This window comes from Paenibacillus sp. NPDC058367 (assembly GCF_042723305.1).
Taxonomy (GTDB): Bacteria; Bacillota; Bacilli; order Paenibacillales; family Paenibacillaceae; genus Paenibacillus_AQ.
In genome coordinates this window covers 203,626-220,410 of the sequence record NZ_JBHXIZ010000003.1, presented here as the reverse complement: position 1 = coordinate 220,410, position 16,785 = coordinate 203,626, and the positions used below count along the sequence as shown (strand labels likewise).

18 protein-coding genes, 1 pseudogene and 1 riboswitch are annotated in these 16,785 nt (G+C 44.7%); of the genes and pseudogenes, 17 read left to right on the top strand and 2 right to left on the bottom strand.

Annotation, left to right across the window (positions count from 1 at the left end):
• Positions 1–15 precede the first annotated feature (15 nt).
• Together ACFWMP_RS17865 and ACFWMP_RS31495 are read right to left on the bottom strand one after the other, a co-directional pair.
• Positions 16–1,119, bottom strand: coding sequence for a sensor histidine kinase (locus tag ACFWMP_RS17865; protein WP_379424377.1), 1,104 nt, complete (start codon positions 1,117–1,119; stop codon positions 16–18).
• A gap of 38 nt (positions 1,120–1,157) precedes the next feature.
• Positions 1,158–1,343: pseudogene (locus ACFWMP_RS31495) on the bottom strand (DNA-binding response regulator); the annotation flags it as partial.
• Between the two features lie 267 nt (positions 1,344–1,610).
• Between ACFWMP_RS31495 and mscL the strand changes: the two are divergent.
• The 17 genes from mscL (at position 1,611) to ccsA (ending at position 16,733) form a co-directional block, all read left to right on the top strand.
• Positions 1,611–2,015 (top strand): large-conductance mechanosensitive channel protein MscL, encoded by a 405-nt coding sequence (gene mscL / locus ACFWMP_RS17860; RefSeq protein WP_042190284.1) that lies wholly within the window; start codon positions 1,611–1,613, stop codon positions 2,013–2,015.
• Between the two features lie 248 nt (positions 2,016–2,263).
• A riboswitch (FMN riboswitch) is annotated at positions 2,264–2,439 on the top strand.
• A gap of 216 nt (positions 2,440–2,655) precedes the next feature.
• Complete coding sequence (ribD, locus tag ACFWMP_RS17855; protein ID WP_042190282.1) at positions 2,656–3,756, top strand: bifunctional diaminohydroxyphosphoribosylaminopyrimidine deaminase/5-amino-6-(5-phosphoribosylamino)uracil reductase RibD; 1,101 nt, start codon at positions 2,656–2,658, stop codon at positions 3,754–3,756.
• Between the two features lie 101 nt (positions 3,757–3,857).
• Positions 3,858–4,526 (top strand): riboflavin synthase, encoded by a 669-nt coding sequence (gene ribE / locus ACFWMP_RS17850; RefSeq protein ID WP_042190280.1) that lies wholly within the window; start codon positions 3,858–3,860, stop codon positions 4,524–4,526.
• Positions 4,527–4,588: 62 nt separating this feature from the next.
• Positions 4,589–5,842 (top strand): bifunctional 3,4-dihydroxy-2-butanone-4-phosphate synthase/GTP cyclohydrolase II, encoded by a 1,254-nt coding sequence (locus ACFWMP_RS17845; RefSeq protein ID WP_042190277.1) that lies wholly within the window; start codon positions 4,589–4,591, stop codon positions 5,840–5,842.
• Positions 5,843–5,878: 36 nt separating this feature from the next.
• Complete coding sequence (ribH, locus tag ACFWMP_RS17840; RefSeq protein WP_042194286.1) at positions 5,879–6,346, top strand: 6,7-dimethyl-8-ribityllumazine synthase; 468 nt, start codon at positions 5,879–5,881, stop codon at positions 6,344–6,346.
• Positions 6,347–6,481: 135 nt separating this feature from the next.
• A complete protein-coding gene (locus tag ACFWMP_RS17835; protein ID WP_042190275.1) occupies positions 6,482–7,273 on the top strand; it encodes a segregation and condensation protein A in 792 nt (263 codons plus the stop codon).
• Positions 7,242–7,844 (top strand): SMC-Scp complex subunit ScpB, encoded by a 603-nt coding sequence (gene scpB / locus ACFWMP_RS17830; protein WP_042190273.1) that lies wholly within the window; start codon positions 7,242–7,244, stop codon positions 7,842–7,844. The genes ACFWMP_RS17835 and scpB overlap by 32 nt, the downstream gene beginning before the upstream one ends.
• Before the next feature lie 185 nt (positions 7,845–8,029).
• Positions 8,030–8,743: a DUF2953 domain-containing protein gene (locus ACFWMP_RS17825; protein ID WP_379424376.1), complete on the top strand. Its 714-nt coding sequence runs from the start codon at positions 8,030–8,032 to the stop codon at positions 8,741–8,743.
• An 84-nt stretch (positions 8,744–8,827) separates the two neighbouring features.
• Complete coding sequence (gene ytfJ, locus ACFWMP_RS17820) at positions 8,828–9,349, top strand: GerW family sporulation protein (RefSeq protein WP_379424375.1); 522 nt, start codon at positions 8,828–8,830, stop codon at positions 9,347–9,349.
• A 166-nt stretch (positions 9,350–9,515) separates the two neighbouring features.
• On the top strand, positions 9,516–10,715 hold the full coding sequence (locus ACFWMP_RS17815) for a D-alanyl-D-alanine carboxypeptidase family protein (protein WP_379424374.1): 1,200 nt from the start codon (positions 9,516–9,518) through the stop codon (positions 10,713–10,715).
• 35 nt (positions 10,716–10,750) lie between these two features.
• A complete protein-coding gene (locus ACFWMP_RS17810; protein ID WP_042190267.1) occupies positions 10,751–11,416 on the top strand; it encodes a nucleoside recognition domain-containing protein in 666 nt (221 codons plus the stop codon).
• A 52-nt stretch (positions 11,417–11,468) separates the two neighbouring features.
• Entirely contained in the window at positions 11,469–11,957 is a 489-nt protein-coding gene (locus ACFWMP_RS17805) for a spore maturation protein (protein WP_042190265.1), read from the top strand.
• A gap of 66 nt (positions 11,958–12,023) precedes the next feature.
• Positions 12,024–12,368 carry a peptidoglycan recognition protein family protein gene (locus tag ACFWMP_RS17800; protein WP_379424373.1) on the top strand — a complete coding sequence of 115 codons (345 nt, stop codon included), beginning with the start codon at positions 12,024–12,026 and terminating at the stop codon, positions 12,366–12,368.
• Between the two features lie 20 nt (positions 12,369–12,388).
• Entirely contained in the window at positions 12,389–13,147 is a 759-nt protein-coding gene (locus ACFWMP_RS17795) for a pseudouridine synthase (RefSeq protein ID WP_036676166.1), read from the top strand.
• 120 nt (positions 13,148–13,267) lie between these two features.
• Positions 13,268–13,789, top strand: a complete 522-nt coding sequence (locus tag ACFWMP_RS17790) for a redoxin domain-containing protein (protein WP_379424372.1) — start codon at positions 13,268–13,270, stop codon at positions 13,787–13,789.
• A complete protein-coding gene (gene resB / locus ACFWMP_RS17785) occupies positions 13,789–15,474 on the top strand; it encodes a cytochrome c biogenesis protein ResB (RefSeq protein WP_379424371.1) in 1,686 nt (561 codons plus the stop codon). Before ACFWMP_RS17790 ends, resB begins: the two co-directional genes overlap by 1 nt.
• Positions 15,471–16,733: a cytochrome c biogenesis protein CcsA gene (gene ccsA / locus ACFWMP_RS17780; protein ID WP_042190256.1), complete on the top strand. Its 1,263-nt coding sequence runs from the start codon at positions 15,471–15,473 to the stop codon at positions 16,731–16,733. The genes resB and ccsA overlap by 4 nt, the downstream gene beginning before the upstream one ends.
• The last annotated feature ends 52 nt before the right edge of the window (positions 16,734–16,785 follow it).

The window sequence follows — 16,785 nt, the reverse complement described above, 5'->3', positions numbered from 1 at the left end:
GTTTGTGTTTAGAACCTATTCACTCGCAGGGAAGGAAGTCTCGAATTCGGTTTGTTTACGTGAGCTTTTGGCTAAAATTGTTCCACCGTGGAGCTCTGTGATGCTCTTGGCAATCGCGAGTCCTAAGCCGCTTCCGCCAGTCTCCCTAGAACGTGACTTATCTACACGATAAAATCGCTTGAATAAGTGGGGGAGGTCCGTGGCAGGGATCGGGTTACCATAATTCGTGCATGTAGCAATCACACTGTCATCTTTTCTATAAACGGAAATATCTAGAATCTTACCTTCTTTACCGTATCTAACCGCATAGGTAAATAGATTCTCGTATAATCGTACTAACTCGTCCGCATCACCATGGATAATCAAAGGGCCCATATCCGTATGAATACGGTAGGTCATATCCGCTTGCTCCAATACGGGAGCGAATTCCTCGACAAGCTGTTCGAGCAGCTTGCCGAGATCTACAGGCTCCATATTAAGGGGAAGCCCGTTGCTGCTAACACGTGTATATTCAAATAAATCGTCGATTCGCTTTTTAAGAGTCAGGGACTTCTCATAGGCGATATTCACATAATAACGCAGCTCAACCTCGTTCTTATAACGATCCTTCTCCACATATTCCAGGAATCGCAGTACAGAAATTAGAGGGGTTCGAAGATCATGGGATACACCAGTGATTAGGTCGTTTTTTGCTTTCGCTGCTGCTCGTTCTTCATCTATAGCGGATTTTAGCTTGCCCGCCATGAGGTTCATATTTTCCGCGAGTTTACCGAGTTCATCCGTTCCTGTTACTGGTACCTTGAAAGATAAGTTGCCGTCAGCAATCGCTTGAACCCCGCTTGAAATGTTATGAAGATGGCTTGTTGTATTTCTGGATAGCTTCAGGATGAAAAAAATAAATAAAGGAACCCCAATGAGAATCACTATAGAAGTAGAACCGATGTTATTGGTCACCCAGCGGATGAGTTTAACGCCCCAGAAGGAATGAGAAGGATTGAGCCATAGCAAAAGGGATGTCCCATAATAGCCGACCAATAAAATTGCTGCTGTAAGAGCTAGACTCGTTAGGCTAAAGCCAACTATTTTCCAAGATAAGGTATCGAATCTTTTAAAGTTCAACTAGAAGAACCTCCTTTTTCCAGTTTGTAGCCAACGCCCTATACCGTCTTTAAATACAGTAGTTTTCTCGGCTTAGCTTCAATTTTTTCTCTGATTTTTCGAATGTGTACCATGAGTGTATTACTGAGTCCAGTAATTTTATCTAGTTCCTGACCCTTGGCAGATAACATAATAATCGGGGATTTTTGTGTTCCTCGAATTTTTATACAGGCCTCTATACCGTCCGTACTACAAGAAGTATACAATATTCTCGATTGAAATCCTTATTTGAAGGCCGGCGAAGATCGATGGGAAACAGTTTGTTTAGCTCTTTGAAAAACTTAAAGCTATCATAAAGCCTTCCACATACCAAAGATGAGACAGGCGAACTTCCCAATGGCGGCATGTAAAAGTAAAAAGTAAACTTAATAGTTTCTAAACAAGCCTTAAGATTTGGGAAGCGGCTATGCTATAATAATTTCAAATTCAATAGGTTGGAGGAGAAATGGAAGATGTGGAAAGAGTTTAAAGCTTTTGCCCTGAAAGGAAATGTACTAGATTTAGCCATTGCTGTCGTTATCGGAGCAGCTTTTGGTAAGATTGTGACTTCATTAGTATCTGACATCATTACGCCAATTGTCGGCTTGATAACAGGTGGTATAGATCTGAAGGATCGGGCTCTAAGTGTTATGGTTATGCATAATGAACTGATTATTCCTTATGGGCAATTTTTGCAGGCGGTAGTTGATTTCTTTATTATTTCCTTCTCAATCTTTATGGTGATTAAACTGGCTAATAAATTCCAGCGCAAAGAAGCCGTTAAAGTTGAAGTGGTGGAGACGCCAGCACCCACAGAAGATATCGTGTTGCTAACGGAAATTCGTGATTTGTTGAAACAACAAGAACGCGGATTGTAATTGGAAAAAGAAAAAGCGCCTGGAGATACAGTCCAGGCGCTTTTTCTTTTGTTATGTAAATGTATGGAATGGGTTTTAACTGTACATTTGCAGGCTATATATTACCATGTCGTTTCTTCTAGTAATCACCATACCTCTCAGAATTAAGTTACAAATTTTAAGTAAATATATAAAACGCACTTGCATTTCGAAGGTGTAAGTGATAATTTTGTTAGTAAGGAAAACTTGAACCTCAATTAAATAAAGGATCAATCCTTCAGGGCAGGGTGCAATTCCCTACCGGCGGTGATGTTGTTGTAGAGTGCTTATTTATTAAGTTTATCTACCACACTTAGTCCGCTACCCGGCTCGCGTTGTTGACGCGAACGGTGGACCCGGTGAAATTCCGGGACCGACAGTATAGTCTGGATGGAAGAAGGAGAGGTTAACCGCTTGTCTGTAATAGACAGGTGGACTGCAGTATTTTCATTTATTATGTGCGATATTTCACAATTGCCGTCGTTTGACGGTTATTTACGCACACTTTTATTTGGACTGCCGATAAACTCTCGCATAACCCATCTTTACTCCTCCTGGAGAATGAGATGGGTTTTTCTGTTTTTACGCATCAGATAGACAGTAAGTGGATAGGAGGAACGAGATGGATAATATGAATGACGAGTTTTATATGTCGTTAGCGCTGGATATGGCAGAACGGGCCCAAGGACAGACAGGAATTAACCCTGTTGTTGGCTGTGTTGTTGTAAAGAATGGAGCGATGATTGGACTTGGAACTCATTTGCAGCGCGGAACAGGTCATGCTGAGGTTCATGCCTTGAATATGGCGGCCGGTCAAGCACAGGGCAGCACTGCCTACGTAACACTGGAACCTTGCAGTCACTATGGCAAGACTCCGCCCTGCAGCCAAAGGCTGATCGACGAGGGAGTAGCCAGAGTGGTAGTCGCTTGTGAAGACCCTAACCCTCAGGTTGCGGGTCGCGGCGTTCAAATGCTGCGTGAGCATGGCATTGAAGTAGAAGTAGGGTTGCTGCGTGAACGTGCGCTGCGGTTGAATGAGCGTTTTATCAAGTATATTTTGACAAAACAGCCTTTTGTTACGCTCAAGAGTGCCAGCACGCTGGATGGTAACCTAGCTACCAAATCTGGTGACAGTAAATGGATTTCAAATGGTGAAGCGCGGGAGATCGTACATACGCTGCGGCATCGGCATCAGGGAATAATGGTCGGTGTGAACACAGTGATTGCAGATAATCCTTCACTGACTACAAGAACGGAAGTGCCGGGTATTCATCCGATACGGATTGTGATTGATTCTGGACTACGTATTCCTTTGGATTCAGCAGTTGTAAGTGACGGTCTAGCGCCTACTATCATCGTGACAACTGAAGCCGCAGATGATGAAAAGAAAGCAGCACTTCTTCAAGCAGGTGTGCAAATCATTGTTAGCGGAGCAGGACCACGGGTGGATTTGAAGGCTGCTATGGTAACACTCGGTGAAATGGAAATCGGATCGATTTTACTTGAAGGCGGAGGCACGCTAAATGGTGCGATGCTGGAGAGTGGGCTAGTTGATCGAGTGATTCTCTTTTTCGCTCCAAAGATTGTTGGCGGTGGTGCTGAAGCGAAAGGGACGTTCGTATTTCCTGGTATAGAGCTAATGAAGGATGCGATTTCTCTGGAGGGATTGGAAGTAAAAGTGCTCGGAGATAATGTATGTATCAGCGGTACTCCGGTACGCTAAAGTGAATGGTTACAAAACTCAATCGTGTGCTTCCGGAGCAAGTTTTGTTCGGAGAGATAGCGGAGAAGTGTTACTCACACAAAACTCCTAGGAGGGAAAGCATGTTCACTGGATTAGTCGAAGAAGTTGGCACTCTGAGAAGTGTCTCCACCGGTGGAGAAATGATGGTGCTGAACATTGCCGCTTCCGTCATCATGGATGATTTGAAGATTGGTGATAGCGTATCGGTTAATGGCGTCTGTCTTACAGCGACAGCTTTAGGCGAGAACTATTTTACAGTGGATGTCATGCCTCAGACCTATCGAAACAGTAATCTGAAGGAGCTACGTCCTGGCAGTCGGATGAATCTGGAGCGAGCAATGGCAGCCGGTGGTCGATTTGGAGGTCATATTGTTCAGGGACATGTAGATGGCACTGCTGTCATCAAAAGTGTAAAGCGTGATCAAAATGCAGTAGTCTATGAGATTGCGCCGGATCGCAAATCGCTGTTTAAATATATCATCCCTAAAGGGTCGATCACGATTGATGGCATTAGCTTAACAGTAGTAAAGACGACGGCTTCATCGCTTACTGTATCCATTATTCCGCATACGTTAGGGGAAACTGTGCTAACTTATAAGCGGGCAGGAGATAGTGTGAATATTGAGTGTGATGTCCTGGGCAAATATGTAGATCATCTTCTTCATTATGGCTCAGCTGCACAGGATGAAGAAAGTGATAGCAGTTCCGGGATTAGTCGTGATTTCTTGGCGGCAAACGGATTTGTTTAAATAATGAGTAAGCTTACGAAGAAGGGAATAATCCTTCGTAAAGCTATTGGGAGGATAGGATCATGAGCGAACAATCGAAGAAGGATAGTGTCTTGGATCCGATTGAAGAAGCGATATATGATTTAATGCGCGGCAAAGTCATTATCGTGGTGGATGATGAAGATCGTGAGAATGAAGGGGATTTTATAGCTCTTGCTGAACGGGCGACACCAGAAGTCATCAATTTTATGATCACTGAGGGACGTGGTTTGGTCTGCATGCCAATTACCGCTGAGCGTGCGGAAGAGCTTGAACTACAGGCTATGGTCAGTCACAATACAGATAATCACGGCACAGCCTTTACTGTATCGGTTGACCATATAGATACAACTACTGGTATATCAGCAGGGGAAAGATCCTTGACTGTAAAGGCCATGATTGACCCTAAAGCGAAGCCGTCTGATTTCCGTAGACCTGGCCATATGTTCCCGCTGATTGCGAAAAAAGGTGGCGTACTACGCCGTTCCGGACATACAGAGGCTGCTGTTGATTTAGCCCGTATGTGTGGTGCATATCCAGCCAGTGTGATTTGTGAAATCATCAATGAAGATGGCTCGATGGCCCGGTTGCCTGATCTGGTTGAGATTGCTAAGAAGCATGATCTTAAGTTGATCAGCATCAAAGACCTCATTCACTATCGGAATGAGAAGGAACAGCTCGTCAATCGCGAGGTGTCTGTACGTCTGCCTACTGATTTCGGTGAGTTTCAGACCATTGCCTATACAAATGAAGTGGATGATAAAGAACATGTAGCATTGGTGAAGGGCGATATTTCCGGTGATGAGCCAGTGTTAGTACGAGTACATTCCGAATGCTTAACCGGTGACGTTTTCCACTCCCATCGCTGCGATTGTGGTCCCCAGTTTGAAGCAGCGCTTCGGCAGATCGAAGCTGCTGGTAGAGGCGTGTTGCTCTATATGCGTCAAGAAGGCAGGGGCATTGGTCTTATTAATAAGCTTAAAGCCTACAAGCTTCAAGAAGAAGGACTCGATACTGTAGATGCCAATCTAAAGCTTGGTTTTCCAGCAGATTTGCGTGATTACGGGATTGGAGCACAAATTCTGAAGGATCTAGGTATAAGTCAAATTCGTCTCTTAACGAACAATCCTCGAAAGATCAAAGGGTTGGAAGGTTATGGATTGGAAGTTGTTGAGCGAGTGCCAATTCAAATGCCGGAGAATAAGGATAATACTAATTATCTCCATACGAAGCAGGCGAAACTTGGGCATTTGCTGTCTTTTGACGACATTGAACAAAATGAGGATTCGAAAGTATAATCACAGACAATAAAAAACGAAGGGTAGATGAATGATATGCCGAAATATTTAGAAGGACATTTAGTTTCCGAGGGGTTAAAATACGGGGTCGTAGTAGGACGTTTTAATGAATTTATTACCAGCAAGCTTTTGTCAGGTGCACTTGATGCATTTAAACGCCATGGTGCTAACGATGATGAAGTAGATGTTGCTTGGGTTCCAGGTGTGTTTGAAATTCCGTTAATCGCTCAAAAAATGGCGGAAAGCGGTAAATACGACGCTGTAATCACTTTAGGAACTGTTATCCGTGGCTCTACAACGCACTATGATTATGTATGTAATGAAGTTGCAAAAGGGGTAGCTGCGATCAATCTTAAAACCGGCGTGCCGACGATTTTTGGCGTAGTAACTACTGAGAATATTGAACAGGCCATTGAGCGTTCAGGAACCAAAGCAGGGAATAAAGGCTGGGATGCTGCGACTGCTGCGATTGAAATGGCGAATCTTAACAAATTGTTTAAGTAAGACAGCTATTGACGAATCAGTCGAATTCGTGCTTATTTATAGTATAAGAAGAAAGCATGGATTATAGAGCCCTTTCTACTTGTGTAGCGTCCATTAGGGCGCTGCACTTTACTTTTTTAGGCGGGAGGATGCTTCGTGACTGTATTGTACAAGCTGGAAACGTTTGAAGGTCCGCTGGATCTGCTTTTGCATTTAATCGATAAGGCGGAAATCGACATCCAGGACATTCCGGTCGCCGAGATCACCGAACAGTATATGGAATACCTGCGAAGTATGCAGGAGCTTGAACTGGATATTACGAGTGAATTTCTCGTGATGGCCGCAACCCTATTATCTATAAAGAGCAAGCTATTGCTGCCCAAACCACCGGTCATTGAGATCGATGATTTTGAATATTACGAAGAAGATGAATTTGATCCACGAGCTGAACTTGTTCAGCGACTGATTGAGTATCGTAAATTCAAGAGTATTGCTGTTCATTTAATGGATATGGAGAGCGAGCGGAGCTTGATTTTTACGAAGGAGCCGGAGGATCTGGGTCCATACGTGCCTGAAGAGATTGACCATACGCTAAAAGGACTACATACTTCCGACCTTATAGCTGCTTTCCGTAAAGCACTTAGTAAGGCGGCAAGAAGGTCATCTTACCAGCGGATCACCCGGGACGAAATATCGGTAAAAGATCGTATACGTGATGTATCGGATGCGCTGCAGCGCAGAGGGAAGGGCGGTAGGCTCCACTTCTCAGCACTGCTTCACGATGAAATGGCGCGGCACGAAATTGTAGTAACTTTTCTTGCGATTCTGGAACTAATGAAAATGAAGGCGATTTTTTGCTATCAGGAGAAATTGTTTGAGGACATCGTAATGGAGTGGAGAGGAGGAGAACACTTCAATGGATTACAAAACGCTGAAATCGATTATTGAGGGCCTGTTGTTTCTATCAGGTGATGAAGGGATCTCCGTACGGCAAGTCGCCGAGATTACGGAGCAGCGGCCAGAGCTTGCGGCTGGAGCATTAGAAGAACTAAAAGAGGATTATGTAACACAGGAGCGGGGATTGCAGGTAGTCCAAATTGCCGGGAATTATCGGTTGGCTACATTGCCGGAGCATGCCCATTATTTTGAGCGCTTAGCTTACTCCCCATCCAGATCAACCTTGTCTCAGGCCGCATTAGAGACATTGGCGATCGTGGCCTATCGTCAGCCCATTACACGGGTGGAGATCGAAGAGATTCGAGGCGTGAAATCCGAACGTGCTATTCATACGCTGAATAACAAGGATTTGATCCATGAGGTAGGTCGTGCGGAGGCCGTAGGGCGTCCAATCTTATATGGGACGACTAAATCATTCTTGGAGAGCTTTGGCCTAGCAAGTCTGAATGAGCTGCCAGAACCATCTAACTTCGAATCCACTGATAATTTGGAAGAGGAGACACAGCTATTGTTCAATAAGCTGGATACTCAAATGACGTTCGAGGATATAGAGCAACCTTAGTTTTTTTGTTATTCCGCAATGATTTGTATTGCTGGGACTGCCCATAAACCATTCATAATGGTTTATGGGCAGTCCCTATTTTTTTGTAGAGCCACATTTTTTAGTCAAACCCCGAATTTTTTCCAGATTAAATTGCCATACTAAACCAAAGGTTCCCATTATTAAGGTTTCTTGGAGGTAAATACGTGACGTTATGGCTTGGAATACCCCTCGGATTGCTGGTACTGGCAATGATCCTGGTTCTGTCTTCATCTATCGATTTCCGCATCCGGTGCTATAAACATGACAAAAATGATCTGATCGAGTTAGATGTTAAGACACTTTTTGGTCTGATCAAACTGCACTATGAACTGCCTCGATTGGTCTTTAAGGGATTGGAGCAAGGCGTGCTTGGGAAGTTTAAAGAGACGGGTACCGCGACTACAGGTGTTGACACTGTAAAGGAAGAGCAATTCGATAAAGAAAGAATTGAGCGCTGGCGGGACAATGTACAGCTAGCAGTGAGATCCACACGTGGATTGAAGAAGTGGTTCAAGGAAACTGTATCACATGTCAAAATATCAAAGCTCGACTGGTCCACAGACTTCTCACTAGGTGATGCGGCAGACACTGCCATAGTATCAGGAGCCGTCTGGGGATTGAAATGGAGCATCGTTGGATTTATTTCGCAGAGGGTCAAATTGAAGCACAATCCACGAGTGTTTGTGAAGCCTATTTTTCAAGATGAGCATTCTTTTTCAATGGAGTTCGTATGTGAGGGTAAATTGTCCGTTTCCTATGCCGTATACGCATCATTGCAGCTTCTTCTTCGTGTCTTGAGGGAGGCGGGGGGAATCAGTAAGTGGAGAAAATTACTAAAACGGATGCGTAGGGAGTCTCATGGGCAAAGTTTAGAATGAAAGTTACATACAAATGCGTGGATGTGGGGATGATAAGCGCTGTAGAAGCAAGAGAAATCGTACTCAATTAAAGGAGGAAACAATATGAGCGACCATCCTATTCAGGGCCTAATGCAAACAGCGATGGAAAATATCAAGGGTATGGTAGATGTTAATACGATTGTTGGAGATCCAGTACAAACACCTGACGGTAGTATTATTCTGCCGATTAGTAAGGTGGCCTTTGGATTTGCTGCAGGGGGTAGTGATTATCGAGTAGAGGATTCTATAAGTGGATCAAGCTCCCAAGGCGGTGTCAAAATGCTTCCTTTTGGTGGCGGTAGTGGGGGCGGTGTCTCCATCAGACCGATCGCTTTTCTAGTGGTTGGTAAAGATGGGGTAAACATTGTGCCACTCGACAATCAAACGCATTTGTTCGAAAAAATTATCGATGCTACGCCTGGGCTCATCGACAAAATCCAGACCATGTTCCAAAGCAGCAGTACTTCAGGTCAAGCTGGGTCAACTGCTACACAAGCATCACAAGCATCACAAGCATCACAAGCACCACAAGCACAAGCACCTGCTAAACCCGATCCAAGTACATCCCAATCTTCAACACATTAGGTACACATAATTGTACAAATAGCCTCGGGGATATCGCCTTACATCAGGCGGTGTCCCTTTTTGTGTGGAGAGGACATACCCTAAGGCTGGTCCGCATACACTTGTACAACATAAGCATGAAATGAATGACTTTACTTAAGAACCGATAAGAATCCGGAGGATAAATATGAAGACAATAACCCGTAAATTTCCAACCGCCTTATTACTGAGCATTTTGCTGCTGTTTCTGACACCGCTAACTTTGATTCATGCGGAGAACAGCTCCATATCTACGCATGCACGGGCAGCGGCGCTGATTGATGTGGAATCCGGGCGTATTTTGTATAGCAGTCGAGGAGATGAGCCGATGCTTATTGCCAGCCTGACTAAAATAATGACCGCCCTCGTCGCTATTGAGAATGGTGATTTAGCATCCAAAGTCAAAGTTGGTAAAAATGCTTTCGCCAAAGAAGGCTCCTCTATTTATTTACAGCAAGGTGAAGAGATGACGCTGGAAAATATGCTGTATGGTCTAATGCTGCGCTCTGGGAATGATGCGGCAACAGCGATCGCTGAACATATCGGCGGTTCTGAAGAAGGGTTTGTATACCTGATGAACAATAAGGCTGAAGAGCTCGGATTAAAAAACACTCATTTTGCTAATCCGCATGGTCTAGATGCTGAAGGTCATTATTCGAGTGCTAACGACTTAGCCGTACTGACGGCGTATGCTCTTCATAATCCTGTATTTAAGCAAATTGTGAAGACACAGGAGAAAACTGCGGACAATCCAAATGAGAAATGGGATTACAAGTGGAGAAACAAAAATAAAATGCTGTACTTATATGAGGGCGCAGACGGTGTGAAGACAGGATATACCAAAAAAGCGCTACGCTGCCTTGTCAGCTCAGCGACCAGAAACGGCCAGCAGCTTGTCGCAGTGACCATAAATGATGGGGATGACTGGAATGATCATGCCTCACTGCTAAACTTTGGATTTAATCACTACCCACTAAAAACAATGATCGAACGCGGGGACCCCGTGAGCGGTTATGACTTCGTGACAGCCAAAAAATTCGCCTATCCGCTCGGACAAGGGGAGCAGGATAGAGTGACCACCAAACTTGTCTTAAATCAGATCCCTTCGGCGTCAGCCAAAGCTGCAAGATCAAACTTTGGATTACAAGGGGTTCTCGTTCTTGATCTAGGTGGCAAGGAGATAGGCCGGGTTCCAGTATATACACGAGAGTCCTTACCACCTGAGGAATCCGCTTATACTAAAAAATACAGTACAACGCAAGCACACACTTATCCTGTTGATAATTGGTTTCAGGCTATAGGGAGTGCACTGAAGGCGTTATTTAAATTGGGTGAAAGTTCCAAGTAAGCAGATAGCTGAATAATGAAGAGGGAGGCGTATCCATGATTAACGGGATCTGGCTAGGAATGATCATCATCGGTTTTCTGTTCGCCGCCGTTAACGGCAGAATGGATGAATTTACAGCCGCCGTATTCGACGGAGCCAAGAGTGGGGTTACAGTAAGTTTCGGTTTAATAAGTGTGCTTGTATTCTGGCTAGGAATCATGCGGATCGCAGAGGATGCTGGTTTGCTTAAAAAAATAGCCAAGATTCTTGGGCCAATCGTAGCCTTCCTCTTTCCAGATGTGCCGAAGGGCCATCCTGCAATCGGATATATTCTCTCCAACATGAGCGCTAATTTGCTTGGACTTGGCAATGCGGCTACACCTATGGGAATCAAGGCGATGCAGGAGCTGCAGAAGCTCAACCCGGATAAAGAAACGGCCACACCAGCCATGTGTACCTTACTGGCGCTTAACACAGCAAGCATTACGCTAATTCCCGCGACACTAATTGCGATCCGATTGAATTACAATTCGGCAGATCCTGCGGGAATAGTAGGCACAACCCTCGCCGCAACGGCTGTGGCGACTCTTGCGGCTATAGCGGCTGACCGGTTTTTCCGAAGGATGACATTGCTGCGCAAACCTCCAAAGCCGCCGTCAGCAAAGTCTGGTTCTGCTCCATTGGCCAAGACGTCGCTGCCTAATTCTTCATTGAAAGGGTGAGCATGACTTGTACCAGTTAATCAGTCTACTATCGGCATGGGCGATTCCGGTCATGATTACGTTCATCCCGCTCTATGCTTTTACGCGTAAAGTCCCGGTGTATGAGTCATTTGTTGAAGGGGCGAAGGATGGATTTGGAACGGCAATCGCGATTATTCCTCATCTTGTGGGAATGCTTGTGGCGATCAGCGTCTTTCGCGCATCGGGCGCACTCGACTTTCTAATGGGATTCATATCTCCTGCTCTGCGGGGACTTGGCGTACCTCCAGAAGTACTGCCGCTCGGCCTTCTGCGGCCCCTCACTGGGACAGGCTCGCTTGCTTATACCACGGATCTGATTCGCGTTCATGGTCCGGATTCTCTAATCGGCATGATTGCCTCCACCATACAAGGCAGCACGGACACAACGCTCTATGTATTAACGGTTTATTTTGGAGCCGTTGGTGTGCGTAACGGACGTTATGCACTTAAGGTAGGTCTATTCTCCGATGTTGTTGGCTTCGTCGCCGCGATCGCAGTCTGCCTCCTGCTTTTTGGGTAGGAGGCGTCACCCCCTTTCCTTCCTCGACATATGCTATTGCAGCAATGTGGAGGGAGGCAATCCGCTATGAACTACAAAGGTTTTATTCTGCATCAGTCTCGCTGTACTTCCATTAATGGCAAAGGCTTTGATTTCTGGGTTGGTGTGGACGGAGCCATTTATGCAGCACCACTGCTGACCGATCCGGAGTATATTCACATTTGTTTGGAAGGTGATTTCAGCAGGGAAGATGGCATTCCTCCATTATCTGGAAGGAAGGAACAGCTATTTGCCACAGGTAAACTCATTTTAGAACTGGTAGAGCGCTACCAAATCTCCCCTTTAATCATCGAACCCCACAATATTTACTGCCCAGGCGCATTTTTTCCATGGAATGAACTTGTGATTTATCCCTCTGATGGTTATCATTAATCTGAGGTGACTAGTCGAAAATGGAAAGATTACAGAAAATTTTGGCGCAGGCAGGTGTGGCGTCCAGACGTAAGTGTGAAGAAATGATTTTGGCCGGTAAAGTGGAAGTCAACGGGGAACTCGTAACTACGCTTGGCACGAAGGTGGACCCCGCAACAGATATTATTAAAGTCTCCGGTAGACTGATCCGGGGCGAGAACAAAATCTATATTATGTTCAACAAACCTAAAGGAGTCATTACAAGTGCTTCCGATCCAAAGGGTCGCAAGGTTGTAACAGACTACCTTAAAGGAATTACAGAACGGGTTTACCCTGTAGGCCGTCTGGATTATGATACGGAAGGACTGCTGCTGTTAACGAATGATGGAGATTTCGCTAACTTGCTTACCCATCCTAAGCATCATGTACCTAAGACGTATCACGCTACGGTCAAGGGTATTCCGCACGGTACTGCACTGGACAAGCTAAAGGCTGGGATCAAGCTGGAAGATGGTATGACAGCGCCTGCCGAAGTAGAGTACAAAGATATTGATGAAGCGAATAAAGAAGCAGTAATCAGCATTACGATTCACGAGGGACGTAACCGTCAGGTACGACGCATGTTTGATGCGATTTCACACCCCGTTCTCCGTCTGAAGCGGATTTCATTCGGGGATATTATGCTGCAAAATCTTAAACGTGGATCTTACCGTCATTTGACTAAAGATGAAATTAACCATCTGCAGCAAATTGCCAAAGCAGGATTACTCAAAGAAAGAACTCCACGTAAAGAGTCATAAAGACACACAATATTCACAATTAAACCCCCTAATACTGTGACGAAATTCGCTATAATGTTCATAGGATGTTCACACCTTACAACATAAGTATGAGTTGCGTCACAGAAGGGGGCTTTACATGTGGGTAAAGCGAGAAAACCAATTCAAATCGTAATTCTGTTTCTAATCGTTCTAGTGGGTGGTTATGCAATTGGTTCCTCTGTATTTGGTGGAAGCGGAAAACCAGAGGAAGGTAGTAAAGCGCCTGCCATTGATTTGCTGGGTCTTGATGGACTTGGGCATACGTTAGACGAGTATAAGGGTAAGGCTATTGTGCTGAATTTCTGGGGCTCATGGTGCACGCCATGTGTAAAAGAAATGCCGGCTCTCCAAGCACAATGGGAAAAATGGAAGGACAAAGATGTAGTCGTTATTGGAATCAACGTAGGTGAAGATCAGATGACTGTCGAGAATTTTGTGAAGCAAGTCAATATTGATTTTCCGATTTTGATGGACACGGGTCGAGACGCTGTACGAAATTATGGTATTTCTCCACTCCCCACAACTTTTTTTATTAATGCAAAGGGTAAAATTGACAGCATTCATATTGGCCAGCTTGATTTAGATTCACTAGATGATCAAATTGGGAAGCTGGTGGATTGATGAGTGAACGCGAGGCTTTTATAACCAATACCAAATGTGAATGCGGCCATCAGAACCCTGTAGGCACTGTTCTATGTGAAGCATGCGGAAAACCGCTTGGCAAAGAATCGGACTGGGGCGAGAATCTGGAAATGCGTTATGATGGTGTAGCCCGTCGTTCGCAGCGTGTTAATCCAAGCATTATTGATCGAGTTTGGAACTTTTTTTCATCTGTCAAAATAGCGATATATCTAATCGTTTTGACACTGTTAGGCTCTATGCTGGGAACCATTTTTCCTCAGGAGAGTACTTTCCTTAATATTGATGCATCGAGTTATTATAAGCAGGAGTACGGAACAGCTGGGGACATCTACTATAAGCTTGGACTTTCACATACATACGAATCCTGGTGGTTTGTGACTCTACTCGTAATGATTGGTGCTTCATTAGTCATTTGTAGTTTGGACAGAGTACTTCCGCTATATAAGGCATTAACTAGGCAGAAGATTCGGAAACATCGTCAGTTCTTAACTCGGCAAAAGGCTGTGCTAATTACTGAAGTGCAAGAAGAACCAGAAGCTTGGGTTGCTCGGGTGGTTCAGCCTATGCGTAAAAAGGGCTACCGAGTCAAGACGGATGGAGGAGCTCTGCTGGCAGAGAAACACCGCTTCAGCCGCTGGGGGCCTTACGTAATACATATTGGTTTGATTATTTTTTTACTTGCTGTACTGGCAAGAGGATTGCCGGGTCTCAACATGGATCAGCATCTTGCTTTCCCGCAAGGGGAGATTACACAGATTCCGGATACTACCTACTATTTAAAAAACGAGAAATTCACCGTAGAGTTCTACACAGATGAAGAGATGCCTGAGGAGTTTCGAGGCAAAAAGATCCTTCCAAAATTATTCCGAACTAAAGCAGTGCTTTATAAATGTACCGCGGATTGCGCAGATCCTACTAAGGAACCGCAGCTTACCGAGGTGACAACGCATAATATCCAAGTAAACTCACCTTTGGATTATAAAGGATTGAAAGCGTATCAGTTTGATTATGATCTAACACCTGTACTGCGTTCTGTACAGCCTGTGCTTAAGAATTCCACCACTGGGGAGTCGTACGGTAAATTCAAACTGGATATGAAGAATCCGCAGCGTACGATTACAGCGGGACCCTATACGATGACTTTAAAAGAAAAGTATATGGATTTTGGACTGAATGAGGATGGTCAGCCGATATCTAAGTCGCCTTATCCGAATGCACCAGCATTCTTATTCTTGATTCAAGGACCGAATTTGCCAGCGGAAGGGCAGCAGTACTTCTATTTTCCTAAGCAGGTAGATAAGTCTCAGTTTCAGCAGGTGGCTATTAACGATAAGCTTGGTGGCAGCAATAGATTTCTTGAGCTTGAAGTGGACAACATGAGCGATGTTGATTTTTCGGAATCGACTACATACTTGAATATACGTATTGATCGTGCAATGCCTTTTGTATGGTTAGGTGCAGCAATCGTGATGCTGGGTTTAATCCTTGGATTTTACTGGCAGCATAGACGCATCTGGCTTACCGTTGTAAACGGAGAGCTAATACTCGGAGGACATACGAACAAGAATTGGTTCGGTTTCCGTCGTGAGATTGTTTCTATTTTAGAAAAAGTAGATATGGTAGTCGATGAAAAATCAATAGATAATGGAGGAGGCCTTACATGAGCTTGCTCGATATCAGCAGTGCTGTCTTTATTGCCGCATTCTTATTATACAGCGGGTCGTTTATGTTATTCACTATCGCTATCATGGGTCGTAAGTGGTCGGGCCGCAAGCCAGAGGAACATACTGCTCGATGGGGTAAAATAGCTTTTATTGTTTCTTCTATAGGACTTATCTTTCATCTTATTTATTTCTTTACACGTTGGTTTGGTGCAGGACATATTCCAGTCAGCAATATGTATGAGTTCATGACTTTCTTATCCATGATGGTTATGGTAGCCTTTACAGTGATGTACGCGATCTATCGCAAAGTTATTCTCGGTCTGTTTGCAGTTCCAATTAGCATTATTGTGATGGCGTACGCAGCTGTATTTCCACAGGAGGTTCAGCCGTTAATTCCATCCCTGCAATCGAACTATCTCAAGATTCACGTAACACTGGCAGCACTAGGTGAATCCTTTTTCGCGGTAGGTTTTGCGGCAGGGCTGATGTATCTGCTACGGACTGTTAATTTTTCCAGTAAAGAGAAGGCGGATCGTAAGCAACAGAGACTGATTGAATTTACTCTCTTTTCAATCATTGTTATAATTGGGTTTCTGGGTTCAGTTTTTGCTTTCCGCGGAGCAGGTTATGAGACTGTTTTTGTCCGTCCCAACGTTACGATTGACAGCGCAGGGCAGGAAAATAGTACAATAGAGAAAGTGAGTTATCGAATGCCGCCGATTGTGGCTCCTCACAATAGCGAAATAGAAAGCTTCCAGTCGTTTCTTGGCATGAAAGAACCTCTCTTTGAAGCTCCTTCATGGATGAATGGTGTGAATGCTGGCCGGAAGTTTAATACTGTAATCTGGTCGATTCTTTCCGGATTACTCCTTTACGGAATTCTTCGCTTGATCGTACGCAAGCCACTAGGCGCAGCGATTCACCCGGTTATGGAGGGGATTGATGAAGGCGATCTAGATGAGATAACGTATAGGGCGATAGCCATTGGCTTTCCTATTTTCACATTAGGCGCTTTGATTTTTGCAATGATATGGGCGCAAATAGCCTGGGGAAGATTCTGGGGATGGGACCCCAAAGAAGTCTGGGCACTCGTTACTTGGCTCTTCTATAGTGCTTATCTTCATTTACGATTGGCTCGTGGATGGCAAGGGCGAAAATCTGCCTGGCTTGCCGTTCTAGGTTTTTTGGTCGTAATGTTTACCTTAGTTGGCGTTAATCTAGTCATCGCCGGACTTCATTCTTATGCGGGGACGGACTGAGCATAGTTTACCTGCTAACACAGCACAATGGATTTAAGGTTACGTTCTACTG